This is a genomic window from Aquimarina litoralis (assembly GCF_039523995.1).
GTDB classification, from domain to species: domain Bacteria; phylum Bacteroidota; class Bacteroidia; order Flavobacteriales; family Flavobacteriaceae; genus Aquimarina; species Aquimarina litoralis.
Window position 1 is genome coordinate 979350 of the sequence record NZ_BAAAGE010000001.1, and the last position, 15731, is coordinate 995080.

A 15731-nucleotide genomic window follows, 5' to 3' on the forward strand; every position below is an offset into this window, starting at 1 on the left:
AATGAGGTTTAGCAAAAAGATAATAGAGCTTTCAGAAATGTTTTATAAACATGATGATGATATTGTACTTACAATTTTCTGGAACAGTCTTTACATAGCATTTTTGTTACTACCTTTAGGAATTAACCTTCCAACTCCTTTTTTTATAGTTTCAATAATACTTGGTGTTGTAAATATATTTAGGTCAAGAAGAAAGTTTGACTTAGATAATAAAATTGTATTACTGTTTCCATTGTACTTTATAGTCATGGTGCTAAGTTTGATTTATACAGATAATCTTTCATATGGATTAGACGTATTGCAAAGATCTGTCTCGTTACTCTTATTTCCCTTGATTTTTCTTTTTGTAAAAGAGGATGCTTCCTCAGTTAGAAAATTATTTGATTTTTTACTTTTAGGGTTGATTATTTCTTTTTTTGTCAATTTATCAATTGCTTTAAATAATTCCGCATCCATTATCAAAGAAGGCTTAATAGCTAAGGTATCCATAAAGGATCTTACCTCGTTTTTAGATGCAATATTGAACGGGTGGAACTATTTGATAAAGAACGAGTTTTCTAAGTTAATAAACCCCAGCTATCTCTCGCTATATATATTACTGGTATTGAGTTTTTATTTAAAAAAGAGTTTAGAAACGAGACTTAGAACAACTATCGTAGTAATATTATTTTTATATCTTTTTCTACTAGCTTCCATAGCAGCCTATTTGATATTATTTATGATGTGTTTACTACTTATTTTTAATATTCCTGATAGAAGTAGAAAACATACTATGATCATTATGTTTTTCCTGGGAGTAATGGTTTTTCTTAATAACCCAAGAGTATTTGACTTTTATGCAAAGGTTAAAAGTTTTGGTATTTCTATCGTGCATTCCAATTCTACTTCAGAGAAAGCAAGGTTATTATCATGGGATGCAAGTTTTAAACTGATAAAAGAAGCACCTTTATTGGGGTATGGTATAGGAGATGCTAATGATGTTTTGATTAAAAAGTATAATGAGCTGAATTATACGTATAATTTGGAAAATAAGTACAACGCCCATAACCAATTTCTTCAAACATTTTTACAAACCGGAATCATTGGAGTCATGGTACTCTGTGGTATTTTTGTTGTCCTTGCGATTCGAATGAGAAGAAGTCGAAATGAGTTTTCTGTTTTTCTGATTCTTCTTATTTCACTTGTCTTTGAATCTATGCTGGTTCGGTTTAATGGAGTTGTATTTTTTTCGATAGTTATGCCATTATTACTTAAGAAGAGAAGTATTCTTAGTAGCAGGATCATCCGTAATAATTTGGTAGCGTCATAAATATTAAAATAGCTTTTAAAATAATTAGTAAGACAGTAGTTAATAAACTATTTTTGAGGCCTGTAAAAATTAGCCAAAACAATAACCCATAAACAATGAATATTTTAGTATTAGGATCTGGAGGTAGAGAACACACTTTTGCATATAAAATTGCTCAGAGTAATTTATGTGAGAAGTTATTTGTAGCACCAGGTAATGCAGGAACTGCAGTTATCGCAACAAATGTATCAATTGCTGTAACCGATTTTAAAGCAATTAAAGACCTGGTATTGAAAGAGAACATAGAAATGGTTGTTGTAGGTCCAGAAGATCCATTAGTACAAGGAATAGCTGATTTTTTTGCTGAAGATGATGATCTTAAAAATATTGCTCTTATAGGCCCTTCTAAAGAAGGAGCAAGATTAGAAGGAAGTAAGGAATATGCCAAGGAATTTTTATTTAGACATAATATTCCAACTGCTGCGTATCAGAGCTTTATATCGGATACCGTTGATGAAGGAAAGCAATTCTTGGAAACACTACAACCTCCTTATGTTTTAAAAGCTGATGGGCTTGCCGCTGGAAAAGGAGTGCTTATTCTTCAGGATATTGATAAGGCTAAAGCAGAGCTGGAAAACATGCTCACAAACAAGAAGTTTGGAGCAGCAAGCGAAAAAGTAGTCATAGAAGAGTTTCTTGATGGAATTGAGTTAAGCGTCTTTGTATTAACCGATGGTAAAAACTATATCACGCTACCAACTGCAAAGGATTATAAGCGTATTGGAGAAGGAGATACTGGATTAAATACTGGTGGTATGGGAGCTATTTCTCCAGTTCCATTTGCGAATAGTTCTTTTATGAAAAAAATAGAGGAACAAATAGTTAAGCCTACCGTAGATGGTCTTGCTAAGGAAGAAATAGATTATAAAGGGTTTATATTTATAGGATTGATAAAGGTTGGTGATGATCCAAAGGTAATCGAGTACAATGTAAGAATGGGAGATCCAGAAACTGAAGTAGTATTACCAAGAGTAAAAACTGATTTGGTTTCTCTTTTTAATCATGTGTCCAACCAGACATTAGACAAAATAGATGTTGAGATTGATCCAAGAAGCGCTACTACGGTGATGACAGTTTCTGGAGGCTATCCAGAAGCATATGAAAAGGGAAAAGAAATTACAGGTATTGAGAAAATAAAAGATTCTATTGTTTTTCATGCAGGTACTACCATAGCAGATGATAAAGTAGTAACAAATGGAGGGCGAGTAATAGCAATAACTTCTTTTGATGATGATTTTAGAAAAGCTTTGGAAAAATCATATCAAAGTATTGAAAAACTTAATTTCGAAAAAATGTACTACAGAAAAGATCTAGGATTCGATCTATAAAACAGGTATAGAAATAATGAATAAAAAAAGCTCAATGTAAATAAACATTGAGCTTTTTTAGTTCGTATGTAAATAATTTAATCCAAAAATGAATGAGCCTTAGGGTCTCTATCTTCTTCATTGTTGTCATTAAATTTTTTCAACTCCTTCATCCAATAAAGAAAAGCTACAAAACCGATTAACATAAATAACCAGTTTATAATATTAGCTGCAGTCCAACTTTCTAATTCTAAAGCTCTAAGAGCATCAAGAGGTGCAAAAAGTACATCTACAAATAAAGATTGTATAGCTTCAAAAAAATCTTTCATAATATGATCTTCATTTTCATTATAAAAAGCTAACAAAAAACTTTTTATAAATTAGTAATATTATAGTTCAAAACAATAATCTATTGTCTGACGCAAAAATATAAAAAATAGTAGTGTTATCAAGCTTTTTTAGTAAATCAAAACCGATAAATTTTATAATAGTAGGCTTATATATGTTTTTGCTATACGTAACAGCGTATTATAAAACAGATTTTAGTCTAGATTATATCAGTATTCTAATGTTCTTAGGAGGTAGTGTTGTCTATATTTTGGCAATGCTAGTATTAAACTTAGTTACTCAGAAAAACGATTTAACCCAAAAAAGTACAAACACCATATTACTTTTTGCTTTTCTAACAGCTTTATTACCCAATTCGCTGATCAACCCTTATATTTTATTAGCTAATTTATTGGTAATTCTAGGTATTAGAAGTACACTTAGTCTTAGAAATGGGAAACATATAAAATCTAAAATTTTAGACGCTTCTCTCTTTATAAGTTTGGCATCTGTAGCCTATTTTTGGAGTATTGGTTTTATGATTTTTGTGTTTTTAGGTATTCTGTTTTTTGAACCCAAAAATTATCGGAACTGGCTCATACCAGGAATTTCTTTAATAGCTACTTATGTACTTTCTAATTGCTTTACTTTATTAGTATATGACAATATTTTTACGATTTTTGACTATGTAGATCCAATATCATTTTCCTTTAACAATTATATAAATCAACAAAGCGTTTTTTCTGTAGGAGTTATTGCCATATGTGCCTTGTTTTTCTTTACCATATACTTTTTAAGGTTTAACCGAAAGTCGACAAAACTGAAACCCATTTTAAGATTAATTATATCACAATGGATAATCGCTTTGGCGATTATAGCGATCGCTCCAAATAAAAACACTTCAGAAATAGTATTCGTGACAGCTCCATTGGCAATTATAGGTACTACTTATCTGGAGATGGATCAAGGTAAACTTGTAAAAGAAATTAATATTTGGATATTTCTTCTATTGCCATTTGTTATCCTATTGTTTTGAGTGATGTTTATTAAATTTTTATCCTATATAATTCTATACTAGCATAAGCCTACAAAAAAGTAACATTTCAAGTTTCTGTAATTAAAAAGTTTATCTGGGAGGATGATGCTAAATTTCAGGATAGTAGTATGTTTATTAAATCTATCAGAGGAGATATTTTATATCTGGATTCACCTTATAATTTTAGGCAATATGGATCAAATTATCATATTTTAAATACTATCGCAAAATATGATACCTTTGTGCCCGTTGGAAAAACGTGTTACCATCATATCAAAGATCCAACTATTGTAAAAAGTGAAGGTATTAGCAGTTTATGGATAGCTAATTAAAAATGCTAAATTCGAATATGTTTTCCTTAGTTATAATAATGAAGGATTGATGGCGACACCAAAAAATAAAACAAATAATGGAGCTTTATCGGGGATGTGATTTAATAATAACGAAAATAGAAATCATAAAGCCTCAGTAACTAAAGAATATTTATACATCTTAGAAAAATAAAACAACATGTTTACAAATAAAGCAAATAAAATTTTTAAAGAAGTTATAGAAAAGTATCATGTGAAGGATCATGTGGATCAAGAATTCTCTAATCCTTACGATAGCAAATCGGAACAAATAGAGCATTTGTTATATCGCAAATGTTGGATCGATACTGTGCAATGGCATTATGAAGATATTATCAGAGATCCAGAAATTGATCCAGTAGCAGCTTTAAAGCTAAAAAGACAGATTGATGCCTCTAATCAGGATAGAACTGATATGGTGGAGTATATCGATAGTTATTTTTTAGAAAAATATAAAGAAGTAGTTGCCAAAGAAGATGCTACTATTAATACCGAAAGTCCAGCTTGGGGAATTGATCGTTTATCAATTCTAGCACTAAAGGTATATCATATGCATGAGGAAACAGTAAGAGAAGGAGCCTCTGATTCGCATAAAGAAGCGTGTCAGAAAAAGTATGATGTATTATTAGAACAACAAGTAGATCTTTCTACAGCAATCGATACTTTACTAAGTGATATTGAAAATGGTGATAAGTATATGAAAGTATACAAGCAGATGAAAATGTATAATGATGATGAGCTAAATCCTGTATTACGAGGAGAAAAATAACATCCTTTTTTTGAGCAAAAAAAAGAACATACAAGAAAATAGTAAAGCCCTTTCTAAGAAGGGCTTTGATGCACATATTCTTGTGATTCGATTATCTGCTATGGGAGATGTAGCCATGACAGTTCCTGTATTACGAGCTTTCCGCGCGGCATATCCTAATGTTAAAATTACGGTACTTACAAGAAAATTTTTCGAACCTATTTTTTCAGATATAGAAAATGTAGACGTATATCATGCAGATGTTACTGGAAAACACAAAGGAATTTTTGGGTTATCAAAGCTTTCTAAAGAACTTAGAAGGACAGGAATTACGGCAGTGGCTGATTTGCATAATGTGCTAAGATCTAATGTGTTAAAAAACTTCTTTGCGTTAAGAGGAATCAAAGTAGTACAGATAGATAAGGGAAGAGCTGAGAAAAAAGCGTTGACCAGATCTGAAAACAAAGAGTTCAAGCAACTAAAAACAACCCATCAACGATATGCAGACGTTTTTGAAAAGTTGGGATATCCCATCGATTTAGATCATCATTCGTTTCCAGAAAAAGCTGCGTTAACCCCAGAAATAGTTGAGCTCACAAAGAATTCTGGCAAAAAATGGCTTGGGATAGCACCGTTTGCCCAATACCAAAGTAAGGTATATCCATTAGAACTACTGATTGAAGTAATAGAAAAACTAAATAGTGAAAATACCTATGAGATCCTAATGTTTGGAGGTGGTAAAAAGGAAATAGCGATTTTAAATAATATCGAAAGTAAGTACCAAAATGTGATCAATGTGGCAGGTAAGTTATCTTTTGAAGATGAATTAAAACTTATCGGTAATTTGGATGGAATGCTATCAATGGATAGTGGTAATGCTCATCTAGCAGCTATGTTCGGAATTCCTACCATCACACTTTGGGGTGTAACGCATCCCTTTGCTGGTTTTATGCCTTTTGGGCAGCCTATGGAAAACGCAATATTACCCAATCTTGCAAAATACGATCAAATTCCTACTTCTATCTATGGCAATAAGTTCCCTCCAGGATACGAAAAAGTAATGTATTCTATCCAACCAGAAACGGTGGTTGAAGCCATCAAAAACTTGTAATTGTTGTTGACGGTGCATAATCCACATTCTGATATTTTTTAAAACACATAAATGCATTTTTAGCAGCTAATGCACCGTGTTGTTGCTGTTCTTCAGAGAATGATAATTCTTCTACTACTTTCGTAAAGGTTTTCCAACGGGTTAATGATTGTTCCGGATTTTTTCCAAAAAAATGAAACTCTTTTACCTCTTCTAAATGCTTACAATTTTTCAAGCGTTTAGAAATTAATAAACCCCCTAGCATAGAACCTTCAATCACATATAGCGCTCCAATAAGCGCCGCAGTCGAGGACACAGAAAATGAAAATTCTTCATCATTCAATAGATCATGATCCGATAAATAGGCTATGTCTTTGTGCAAAGCATCACTTTTTTCATTAGAAATAAAAGATAACAATGTATCAGGAGCTAATTGCTTATTTGCTATTAGCTGTTGTTCTATTTCCAAATAACTGTAATAATTCTGTAGTAAGAAATGAGTATACTTTTCTACAGTAATGGATTGATCTAATATAAATCGGGCCAAACTATTTTTTTCTACTTCTTTATGAAGCTGATCGGTTTCTTTTTTTAAAAATGACAGCATTAATCTTTTAGGTAATTATATTTCTCTAATGTTTTTTTCATTTCTAGATATCCTTGCATAATGGCTTCGTTATCTCGTTTAGCATTTTCGATAAACATTTGCATGGCTTCTAATGTTTTTTCATGACCAGCAGGTAAGGTTTCGGCTTTTTTACTGTTCGCAATCTTTTGAAAATAAGGCAAAAGCTTTGTAGAGAGGGATTTTATATGTTTTTTTAGGATATAACCTGTAGCACCACTAAGAATAGTTTCTGCGGCTAACTCCTCGTCATAAATAGTTCCAGTTACAAATATAAAGTGGCGTATAGTCGTTTCTTTATTTACATAATCCAATACTTCCATACCAGTAAAACCATTTAGTTTGTAGTCAGAAATAATCACGTCCGGATCAAAAAAATGTACAGCTTGTGTAAATTTTTCGAATGTATCGACTTTGCGAATATCAGGTTTTTCTAAAATCTTATTTAGATGGTATTCTATAAGCGAAGCATCGTTGATATTGTCTTCTACAACTAATATTTTAAACTTTTCTTGGATCATTGTTTACAGTTTTAACTCCATTTATTGACTATTTTTGGCAACTCTTCGTTTAGTTTTAGGTATGTTCTAGGTTTTTCTACATAATCATCGCATCCATATGCTCTTGCCTTTTGCTTATCATCTTCTCTATCCGAAGAACTTAGCATTACTACAGGTATATGCTGGTATCTACTATCTCTTTTTAAATCGTTTAATAAATCCAATCCATTCCCTCTAATAAGTTTTATGTCCAATAAGATTAAGTTTGGAAGATTTTCCTCTTGGTATTTAGACGCTAGATAATCTAAGGCTTCATCAGAACTAGGTGTAAAATGTACTTTATGGTCGGGAGTATTTTTTGCAAAAACTCTCTTCATAAGCATGACATCGTTTGGATTATCTTCTACCGAAAGTATGTGATGTTGTTTATTCATGAGACTTTAAATTAAAATAAAACGTAGTTCCTTCATTGAGTTTACTTTCTACCCAGATTTTACCTTTGTGTTTATCGACTACCCGTTTAGCAATGGCTAAGCCAATACCCGAACCACTATATTCATCATTTACCAGTCTATTAAACACACCAAAAATGGTTTTTTGATGTTTCATGTCGAAACCTATTCCATTATCTTTTATGTAATAAATTGTATCTTTTAAGTGGCCAATATTTACCAAAGGTTTTTCCTTCTTAGAGGAATATTTCATAGCGTTTTCTAATAAATTTTTGATTAAAAGAGTGGTAATTGTTTTATCACCTTTTAGGTCAGGCATAGCTTCCTGTATTTCCACCTGAACATTTGGATATATATTTTCGAGATCTACTAACAGGTCTTTGGTAAGTTTTATAAGTGAAAAATGCCTATATTCTACAGGCTTTTTTCCAAGACCAGAGTACTCTAGAATATCATCGATTAAAGTATTCATCTTTTCTACAGAATCGATAATCGTTTTTACAGAGTTTTTTCCAAAATCATCCAAACTATCAAAATATTCTTCTTTGATGATGTGTGCAAAACCATCTATACCTCTTAAGGGAGCACGCAAATCATGGGATACACTATAACTAAAGGATTCTAATTCATCATACGCCATTTTTAGGCGAGCATTCAACTCCTTAACTTCATTGTATTTTTCGATAATAATATCAGAGATACTTTTGTTAAGACTTTTTACTGCGGCTATTTCGTTATCGGTCCAAGGTTCTGAGATTCCTTCTTGTTCTATAGACCATTTTTCAAAAGATTTTCTAGGCGACAAGTGAACGTCTTCATCTATAGAAACAGCCTTTTCTGGATTACCAGCCCAATCTACATTCTGAATAACTTCTGGCTTAAACCAAATGAGCGCATCTTTTTTAGCTTTAGATATAAATTGACATAGTACTCCAGAGGCTATATTTTTATACGCTTTAGCTGTTTCGAACGCTCTACTAATTGAATTAGTTTGATAAAAATTTTCAGTTGTTTGTTCACTAATAAAGTTGATAAGATCTCTTATTTGTTCAATTTCAGGACAAGTACCAATTAACGTAATATCATTATCGATACAAATAGCAGCTCCAGTAGAGTGCGTAAGATCATTAAGAGTAATATCAAATCTGGATAATCCTAATACGATGTCTTTTTCTCTGGTAATTTGATCTATTAAGACACTTCGCGTAATAGAACTCTTTTGTATTTGGTCTAAAACGTTGTTTTTAGAGTCTAATTGAAGACTCGTAGAGAAAATCTGTGCTAAGAATTTACAGCTTAAACGCTGGTAAAAATTGATAAACTTCTGGCTGTAATGATGACAAGCAATAAGTCCCCAAAGAGTGTCATTAAATACAATGGCAGCTGTTAGAGTAGCACCAACTTTCATGTTTTGGAGATACTCAATATGTATAGGAGATACTGCTCTTAGTTCTGATTTGGATAAATCTAAAGGAGGCAGATCAATATTTTTCGTATTTGTGATAATCGGAGTAGAAATTTCATTGACATCATCAATAATTCGCACTCCTTGCTTTAGAAATAATTTACGCGCTTGTTGTGGTATATCTGTTGATGGATAATGCAATCCTAGCCAACTTTCTAAATGTTCCTCTTTGCTTTCGGCAATAATGCTTCCATTCCAATCCGCATCAAACTGATAGATCATAACACGATCATATCCAAGGTATTGTTTGATCAACCTAGCTGCTGAGTTACATTTTTCAGAGATATTCTTCTCTGTATTAATTTTTGTAGCTATTTCCGATAACTGAAGTTGGTATTCAAAAGGATTTAATGCAATCGAATTTGGTTCTAGTTCAATGATATATTCAGTAGCATTTTTATGAGTAATCAGAGTTATCGGCGCTTTATTAATATGAACTTCTTGGTATACAACATCCTTTGTTTCTAATTTGTTTAGTATAGCATGGATATCGATATTGTGAGTTTCGAATAAAAATTCAATGGGTTCATTAAAAATAGCGTCTACACCAATCGAAAATAAATCGACTATATTCTGACTATAACGTAACAATTTCCTTTCTTCGAAACTACAAGTCAGGAGAAACCCTCTTTTTTGTATGTTTCCTATAATATGAATAGGTTCCTTATCACAATTGGTAAGGTCAATTTTTTTAGGATAAAGTTGTGAAGGAGAAAAAGTTGACATTTTTGATAAATTATTTTTAAAAGTATGAATAATCTTGAAATAAAAAAACAAATTATGTTGACGGAAAATTCCCTTGTGATTCTGTTTTCCTGCTTTAGAAAATAAATGATTTAATTCTCTATAAATGCTTATTCATCAATAATAGTAAGGTTTATCCGTAAATTTTAAAATGTTAATAAAAATTTAGGATAAAAGTTAGTATCTTAGGGTAAGATCTCTGATCTAAATTACTATACTTACCCCGATTTTTTGAACATTAATTTTTGTCGATTTATTTTCTATGGTAAAATCTGAGAATAAAGGAAATGAGATGAGTACTAATCAATCATTTCCTATTATAGGTATTGGAAGTTCTGCCGGTGGTTTAAAAGCATTAGAAGAATTTTTTGATCATTGTCCGTCCGACACTGGTTTTGCCTTTGTGATTGTACAACATCTATCTCCAGATTACAAAAGTTTGATGCCCGAACTCCTTTCGCGACATACTAAAATGAAGGTGGCAGAAGCTCAGAGAAATGAGAAAGTGAAACCGGATCATGTGTATCTCATTCCAGGAAATAAAAACATTATCATTAGAGATGGTTATTTGGTACTTACGAAAAGACCACCAAACAATCAGATGAATTTTTCGGTAGATATTTTCTTTAAATCACTAGCTGTAGAAAAAAGGGATAAGGCAATTTGTTTTATTTTATCGGGTACAGGTTCGGACGGTACCAAAGGAGCAAAGTCGATTAAAGAGGTAGGAGGAACCTTGTTTGTACAAAGTCCTGAAAGTGCCAGATTTGATGGGATGCCAAGAAGTGCCATTTCTCAAGGGTTAGCAGATTTTGTTTTATCGCCAGGAGAAATGCCAGCAGAATTGGTGGATTTTGTAGCTCATGATAGCTTTAATATCAGTTCTGTCGATGATCATATAGAAGGTGCTCAATCTTTAGAACGAATTCTTAAAATGATCAAAAGTTATGTAGGGTATGACTTTCTCTCCTATAAAAAGCCAACCTTGTTTAGAAGGACGGCAAAAAGAATGAGTATTACTAAAAATAAGACAGTTGCAGACTATATTAATTATCTCTACGAGTATCCTGAGGAGAAATTTATCTTAGCAAAAGAATTTTTAATAGGAGTGACTAAGTTTTTTAGGGATCAAGAGGCATTTGATGAACTGAAACAAAAGGTGATCCCTAATATTGTTAGAGCGAAACAGGGTAGCGATGAACCTATTAAGGTTTGGGTAGTGGCTTGTTCTACAGGAGAAGAAGCCTATTCTATAGCGATACTATTAGAAGAGTATTTTTATCTAACAAAACAAAAAGGTTCGTATAAGATATTTGCTACGGATATTAATGAAAAAGCGGTAGATATTGCTTCTAAAGGAGTATATAAGGAAAGTATCGCTTCTGAGATACCTCAAACACTATTAAATAAGTATTTCACAGTAACAGAGAACTCTTATCAAATTAACCCTGCGATACGAAGTAACATCATATTCTCTAAACATGATATATTACAAAATCCTCCTTTTAATAAAATGGATTTGGTGTCTTGTCGTAATATGTTGATTTACATGAATAGCGAAATTCAGTTGAAAGTATTAACCAGTATTCATTTTGCTTTAAATGAAAAGGGATATCTGTTCATAGGAAATTCTGAAAATATCGGATTACTAGATAAAAACTTTGATGAGGTTAGTTCGAAATGGAAAATATATAGAAACCTAAAACCAGGCAGACTCGTAAGTCAGTACAATAATGATATTTGGAAAATAGGTGTCAATGCTATCGACTCACGTAATGGTGGTAAAAAGGAAAAGGTTTTTGATAAAATGATTAAGTCCATTAATTCTATGTTAATGGAAGATTTAGGTGTGGTTTGTGCCTGCGTTGATGAAGGTTTTGAAATTATACAAGCTTCTGGGAAATTGAAAAAATATATCGAATTTCCAGAGGAAGGATTTACCAATAATTTGATGAAAATGTTGCCGGACGAATTGGCAATCCCTCTAACCACTATGATCAGAAAAATAGGGAAGAGTGATAATAATTCCAACTCTATAGAACGAATCGTAAAAATTTTGCAAGAGGATATCCTAAAAGAAATTAAACTTGTTGTTAAGGAGTTAAGCTTAGGTTCGGTATATAAAAAAAGCTATCTGATCTTATTTTTTGAACAGAAAGGAATAGAATTAAACGATTTAGGAGAAAATGTAGTGCCATCGGTTTTTGCTAAAACAGCAGAGGTAGAAGAGTTAAAAGAGGCATTGACAGAAACCAGAGAGAATCTTCAGTCTACGATAGAAGAGCTGGAAACTACGAATGAAGAGATGCAGGCAACCAATGAAGAGTTGATGGCATCGAATGAAGAGTTACAAAGTACTAATGAAGAATTACAATCCTTAAATGAAGAATTACATACTGTAAATGCCGAATTACAGGAAAAAAACACACAACTTTTAGAATCTAATTCTGATATCGAAAACCTGATTAAAAATGTAAATATCGGAACAGTGTTTCTGGATCGTAATTTTAATATCAGGAAGTTTACGCCAGCGATTCATCAACATTTTCAGTTGAGAGTAGAAGATATAGGTAGGCCTATCCATCATTTTTCAGGTACGCTAGGAGGACAAGATTTAATGGAATTGTCCAAAACAGTAATTAATACGTTACAATCGTATAAAAGAGAAGTGCAAAGTGCAGATGGCACTTGGTTTTCTATGCAGATCTTCCCGTATAGGAACCAAGAACACGTGATTAGAGGAGTGGTGATTAATTTTATAAATATCCATGAAACCAAAACTGCATTAAAGGAAACAGCAAGAGCCAATGAGTTTTTAACACACCTGATAGATACCAATCCAGGGATTATCTATATCTATGATTTGGTAAAAAAACAAAATATTTATTCAAGCGATAATATTGCTAAAATTGCAGGATATACTGGAGATGAAATTAGAAAATTGGGTGCGAATCTAGCGGAAAAATTATTTCATCCAGATGATTTAAAAGCTATTGAAAAGCACCATAAAAGGCTAAAGTCACTAAATGATGGTGAGATTTTGGAAGTGGAGTATAGGATAAAACATAAGATTTCTAAGGAACCTATATGGATTTATGCTACTGATAAGGTCAACGAACGTGATGAAAATGGCGATGTAATATCTGTATTAGGATTAGCTCAGAATATAGATAAGGTAAAAAGTTTGCAATCGAAGCTGATGGTAAGTGAATCTAGATTACAATTAGCGATAAAAGGAAATCGTGCGGCCTTATGGGAATGGAGTGATTTTATAAAAAATAAAGCTTGGTGGTCCAAAGAATTCTACCAGCTATTAGGATATGATGCTAAATCATTAAAACTATCTTTTTCTTCGTTTATCAATCTAATTCATCCCGAAGATATTACCAAGTTTAGAAAGAGTCTAGAGGAACAGGTAGAGGAACAAGAAGGATTAGACGAGGATGTTCGAATTAAGACGAAAAATGATGGATATCGATGGTATAGAGTAAATGCTAAAGCGCAAAAAGAAATAAACGGAGATATACAAAAGATTGTAGGAACCCTTATCGATATTCATAGCAAGAAACAGTCCGAAAACAAAATGAAACAGCTTAATGTAGAGCTGGAACGATTTGCCTACTTAGCAAGTCATGATCTTAAAGAACCGCTTAGAACGGTGACTAGTTTTACAAAATTATTTAAGCAAGAGTATAGTGAGGTTCTGGATGAAAATGGTCACACCTATTTAGATTTTATAGAAAATGCTTCTGGTAGGATGATCACACTTACCAATGATCTGTTACAGTACTCTCAGTTAGATGATAAATCCCTAAGTTTTGAAACAGTAGATTTGAATCAAATCGTAAAAGAAATTTTGCAGGATTTACAAAAAACAATTGATGATAATAAAGCAAAAATTTTGGTAGAAAAACTCCCCGAAATTACTTGTGATACGGTTCAGATACGTCAGTTATTTCAGAATTTAATTTCCAATAGTCTAAAATATAGAAAACCTGATGTGGCACCGATCATTCAGATTGGTTCTGAGCCCAAAAGAAGAGATTATCAGTTTTTTGTAAAGGATAACGGAATTGGAATTAAAAAAGAATATCACGAAAAGATATTCGAAGTTTTTAAACGTTTACACAGCCAGGAAGAATACGAAGGTACTGGTATCGGATTAGCGAATTGCAAGAGGATAGTAGATAATCATAATGGACGAATTTGGGTAAAATCCGCTTCGGATAAGGGCTCTTCCTTTTATTTTTCCATTGCCAAATTAACTTTAGATAAGAAACATGAAAAAGATGAATTGCATACTGCTGGTAGATGATAGTAAATCCACTAATTTTTATAATAAAAAATTGATAGAAATTAGTGGAGTTGCTGATCAAGTTTTTGAGGCTTATAATGGTCTGGAAGCGTTAGATTATTTAAATAGAACAGGAAAATTCGAGGGCGGCGAAGACGAGTTTCCACGTCCCAATGTTATTTTTCTGGATATCAATATGCCTAAAATGGATGGCTTTGAGTTTTTAGAAGAATATGCTAAACTACCTAAAGAAAGGAGAGGAGATATACTATTAGCATTTCTTACAACTTCTAATTGGGAAAAGGACCGAATAAAAGCTTTCGAAAAAGAAGAATTAGTGCATGATTTTATAGAAAAACCATTAGAAGAAAAGACATTAAAAAGAGTATATGAATTCTATGTTAGTAATCCAGATTTTCATATTGTAGATGCGTAAAAAATTACACAGTTTTTAATAAAGTTGATTTATAGGTTTTATTTACAAAATCATCGATAAATAAATTGTCAATTTCAGAAATGTTGCTTGCTGTAACGTTAGGATAGTTATTGATTTTTATCTCTTCTTCAATATCAAGTTCATTCTTAGTCATTAACACAATATGAATATAGTCGTTGTTATTTTCTGCGCAAGCACATTTTTCTAAGAATTCCCAACCATTAATATTGGGCATATCTTTATTAATTAATATATACACAGGCTTTGAAATAATAGTGTGTAGAGGAGTTAGATAATCGCAAGCATCCTTGGTGTTTTCAAAAAACAACCCTTTTGATATATTATGGGATTTTTCTATATGTTGTGCTAGAAAAAAGTTGGATATTTTGTTGTTGTTGATTACGATAAACATCTGTATTACTTTTATTATCAGAAAGATAGTTGTTGTGTCCTTTTTCCAAGAAAGGGAAAATATAAGAAACACAAAATATCGATAAAAAACAAATTTTATCGATAAAAAACAATAATTCTGTTGCTACATATCCGAATTTTGAAAGAAAGCCAAATTATCAATCAGCTTCCAAAGATTATGGTTTTCAATCGTAATGGGAGAATTGTTACGGACCTTTCTGTACAGTAAGTTTTCGATGATTAGGTCTTCAAACTTGATTTGCATTAACTGATTGGTTTTTAGATCGCCCATATTCCAATTCGGAAACCTTCTTGCATGAAATTGATCATCATAAATACACTCTAAAATTTTATGTCATGTATCTTTTTTCAGGTTCTCTAGTAAAGTATTTACATCATCAGGTGCTCCTTCTAAATATTGAAAAAAGTGATTTTGTTTGTAGTAAAGAAATCCCGTGATACCGTGATTTTTATTTTCTTCTTGTGCTTTGTAAACTAAATGTTTTAAAGAGGTCTCATTAAAAGATTCGTTTTCAATACTTAAATACAGGACACAAGCCAATGGAGCCATAAAAAGATGATGTAATTAGTGGTTTAA

General features: G+C 32.0%; 15 protein-coding genes. 8 read left to right on the plus strand and 7 right to left on the minus strand.

Going from position 1 to position 15731, the window contains the following annotated elements:
* Window position 1 precedes the first annotated feature (1 nt).
* Both ABD077_RS03775 and purD read left to right on the plus strand, forming a co-directional pair.
* Entirely contained in the window at window positions 2-1309 is a 1308-nt protein-coding gene (locus tag ABD077_RS03775; protein ID WP_343910649.1) for an O-antigen ligase family protein, read from the plus strand.
* A 95-nt stretch (window positions 1310-1404) separates the two neighbouring features.
* Window positions 1405-2676 carry a phosphoribosylamine--glycine ligase gene (gene purD / locus ABD077_RS03780; protein WP_343910651.1) on the plus strand — a complete coding sequence of 424 codons (1272 nt, stop codon included), beginning with the start codon at window positions 1405-1407 and terminating at the stop codon, window positions 2674-2676.
* 77 nt (window positions 2677-2753) lie between these two features.
* On the opposite strand, the gene ABD077_RS03785 is transcribed toward purD, so the two are convergent.
* On the minus strand, window positions 2754-2984 hold the full coding sequence (locus ABD077_RS03785; RefSeq protein WP_299609030.1) for a DUF6341 family protein: 231 nt from the start codon (window positions 2982-2984) through the stop codon (window positions 2754-2756).
* A gap of 113 nt (window positions 2985-3097) precedes the next feature.
* Between ABD077_RS03785 and ABD077_RS03790 the strand changes: the two genes are divergently transcribed.
* From ABD077_RS03790 to ABD077_RS03805, 4 genes are all read left to right on the plus strand, one after another.
* Complete coding sequence (locus ABD077_RS03790; protein WP_343910654.1) at window positions 3098-4018, plus strand: DUF6427 family protein; 921 nt, start codon at window positions 3098-3100, stop codon at window positions 4016-4018.
* A 128-nt stretch (window positions 4019-4146) separates the two neighbouring features.
* Entirely contained in the window at window positions 4147-4350 is a 204-nt protein-coding gene (locus ABD077_RS03795) for a DNA adenine methylase (protein ID WP_343910656.1), read from the plus strand.
* Between the two features lie 178 nt (window positions 4351-4528).
* Window positions 4529-5137, plus strand: coding sequence for a DUF4254 domain-containing protein (locus ABD077_RS03800; protein WP_343910658.1), 609 nt, complete (start codon window positions 4529-4531; stop codon window positions 5135-5137).
* A 10-nt stretch (window positions 5138-5147) separates the two neighbouring features.
* The gene (locus tag ABD077_RS03805) at window positions 5148-6227 is read left to right on the plus strand and encodes a glycosyltransferase family 9 protein (RefSeq protein ID WP_343910660.1); all 1080 of its coding nucleotides are present in this window, start codon (window positions 5148-5150) and stop codon (window positions 6225-6227) included.
* On the opposite strand, the gene ABD077_RS03810 is transcribed toward ABD077_RS03805, so the two are convergent.
* From ABD077_RS03810 to ABD077_RS03825, 4 genes are read right to left on the minus strand one after another with little or no spacing between them, the layout of a single operon-like run.
* Window positions 6214-6813 (minus strand): biliverdin-producing heme oxygenase, encoded by a 600-nt coding sequence (locus ABD077_RS03810; protein ID WP_343910662.1) that lies wholly within the window; start codon window positions 6811-6813, stop codon window positions 6214-6216. The two genes, ABD077_RS03805 and ABD077_RS03810, sit on opposite strands and share 14 nt — an antisense overlap.
* Window positions 6813-7352: a response regulator gene (locus tag ABD077_RS03815; protein ID WP_343910664.1), complete on the minus strand. Its 540-nt coding sequence runs from the start codon at window positions 7350-7352 to the stop codon at window positions 6813-6815. Before ABD077_RS03815 ends, ABD077_RS03810 begins: the two co-directional genes overlap by 1 nt.
* Before the next feature lie 11 nt (window positions 7353-7363).
* A complete protein-coding gene (locus tag ABD077_RS03820; RefSeq protein ID WP_343910666.1) occupies window positions 7364-7765 on the minus strand; it encodes a response regulator in 402 nt (133 codons plus the stop codon).
* A complete protein-coding gene (locus ABD077_RS03825; RefSeq protein WP_343910668.1) occupies window positions 7758-9974 on the minus strand; it encodes an ATP-binding protein in 2217 nt (738 codons plus the stop codon). Before ABD077_RS03825 ends, ABD077_RS03820 begins: the two co-directional genes overlap by 8 nt.
* Before the next feature lie 310 nt (window positions 9975-10284).
* On the opposite strand from ABD077_RS03825, the gene ABD077_RS03830 reads away from it, so the two are divergent.
* Window positions 10285-14307 (plus strand): CheR family methyltransferase, encoded by a 4023-nt coding sequence (locus ABD077_RS03830; RefSeq protein ID WP_343910670.1) that lies wholly within the window; start codon window positions 10285-10287, stop codon window positions 14305-14307.
* Window positions 14282-14722, plus strand: coding sequence for a response regulator (locus ABD077_RS03835; protein WP_343910672.1), 441 nt, complete (start codon window positions 14282-14284; stop codon window positions 14720-14722). Before ABD077_RS03830 ends, ABD077_RS03835 begins: the two co-directional genes overlap by 26 nt.
* A gap of 4 nt (window positions 14723-14726) precedes the next feature.
* Here the strand turns inward: ABD077_RS03835 and ABD077_RS03840 are convergent, their stop codons facing one another.
* On the minus strand, window positions 14727-15134 hold the full coding sequence (locus ABD077_RS03840) for a response regulator (RefSeq protein WP_343910674.1): 408 nt from the start codon (window positions 15132-15134) through the stop codon (window positions 14727-14729).
* 354 nt (window positions 15135-15488) lie between these two features.
* Complete coding sequence (locus ABD077_RS03845; RefSeq protein ID WP_343910676.1) at window positions 15489-15704, minus strand: BLUF domain-containing protein; 216 nt, start codon at window positions 15702-15704, stop codon at window positions 15489-15491.
* Window positions 15705-15731 lie beyond the last annotated feature (27 nt).

Bases quoted from the DNA above. Each gene is read 5' to 3' on its own strand.
- ABD077_RS03775 (WP_343910649.1), top strand. From the start codon at position 2: ATGAGGTTTAGCAAAAAGATAATAGAGCTTTCAGAAATGTTTTATAAA.
- purD (WP_343910651.1), top strand. From the start codon at position 1,405: ATGAATATTTTAGTATTAGGATCTGGAGGTAGAGAACACACTTTTGCA.
- ABD077_RS03785 (WP_299609030.1), bottom strand. From the start codon at position 2,984: ATGAAAGATTTTTTTGAAGCTATACAATCTTTATTTGTAGATGTACTT.
- ABD077_RS03795 (WP_343910656.1), top strand. From the start codon at position 4,147: ATGTTTATTAAATCTATCAGAGGAGATATTTTATATCTGGATTCACCT.
- ABD077_RS03800 (WP_343910658.1), top strand. From the start codon at position 4,529: ATGTTTACAAATAAAGCAAATAAAATTTTTAAAGAAGTTATAGAAAAG.
- ABD077_RS03810 (WP_343910662.1), bottom strand. From the start codon at position 6,813: ATGCTGTCATTTTTAAAAAAAGAAACCGATCAGCTTCATAAAGAAGTA.
- ABD077_RS03815 (WP_343910664.1), bottom strand. From the start codon at position 7,352: ATGATCCAAGAAAAGTTTAAAATATTAGTTGTAGAAGACAATATCAAC.
- ABD077_RS03820 (WP_343910666.1), bottom strand. From the start codon at position 7,765: ATGAATAAACAACATCACATACTTTCGGTAGAAGATAATCCAAACGAT.
- ABD077_RS03825 (WP_343910668.1), bottom strand. From the start codon at position 9,974: ATGTCAACTTTTTCTCCTTCACAACTTTATCCTAAAAAAATTGACCTT.
- ABD077_RS03830 (WP_343910670.1), top strand. From the start codon at position 10,285: ATGAGTACTAATCAATCATTTCCTATTATAGGTATTGGAAGTTCTGCC.
- ABD077_RS03835 (WP_343910672.1), top strand. From the start codon at position 14,282: ATGAATTGCATACTGCTGGTAGATGATAGTAAATCCACTAATTTTTAT.
- ABD077_RS03840 (WP_343910674.1), bottom strand. From the start codon at position 15,134: ATGTTTATCGTAATCAACAACAACAAAATATCCAACTTTTTTCTAGCA.
- ABD077_RS03845 (WP_343910676.1), bottom strand. From the start codon at position 15,704: ATGGCTCCATTGGCTTGTGTCCTGTATTTAAGTATTGAAAACGAATCT.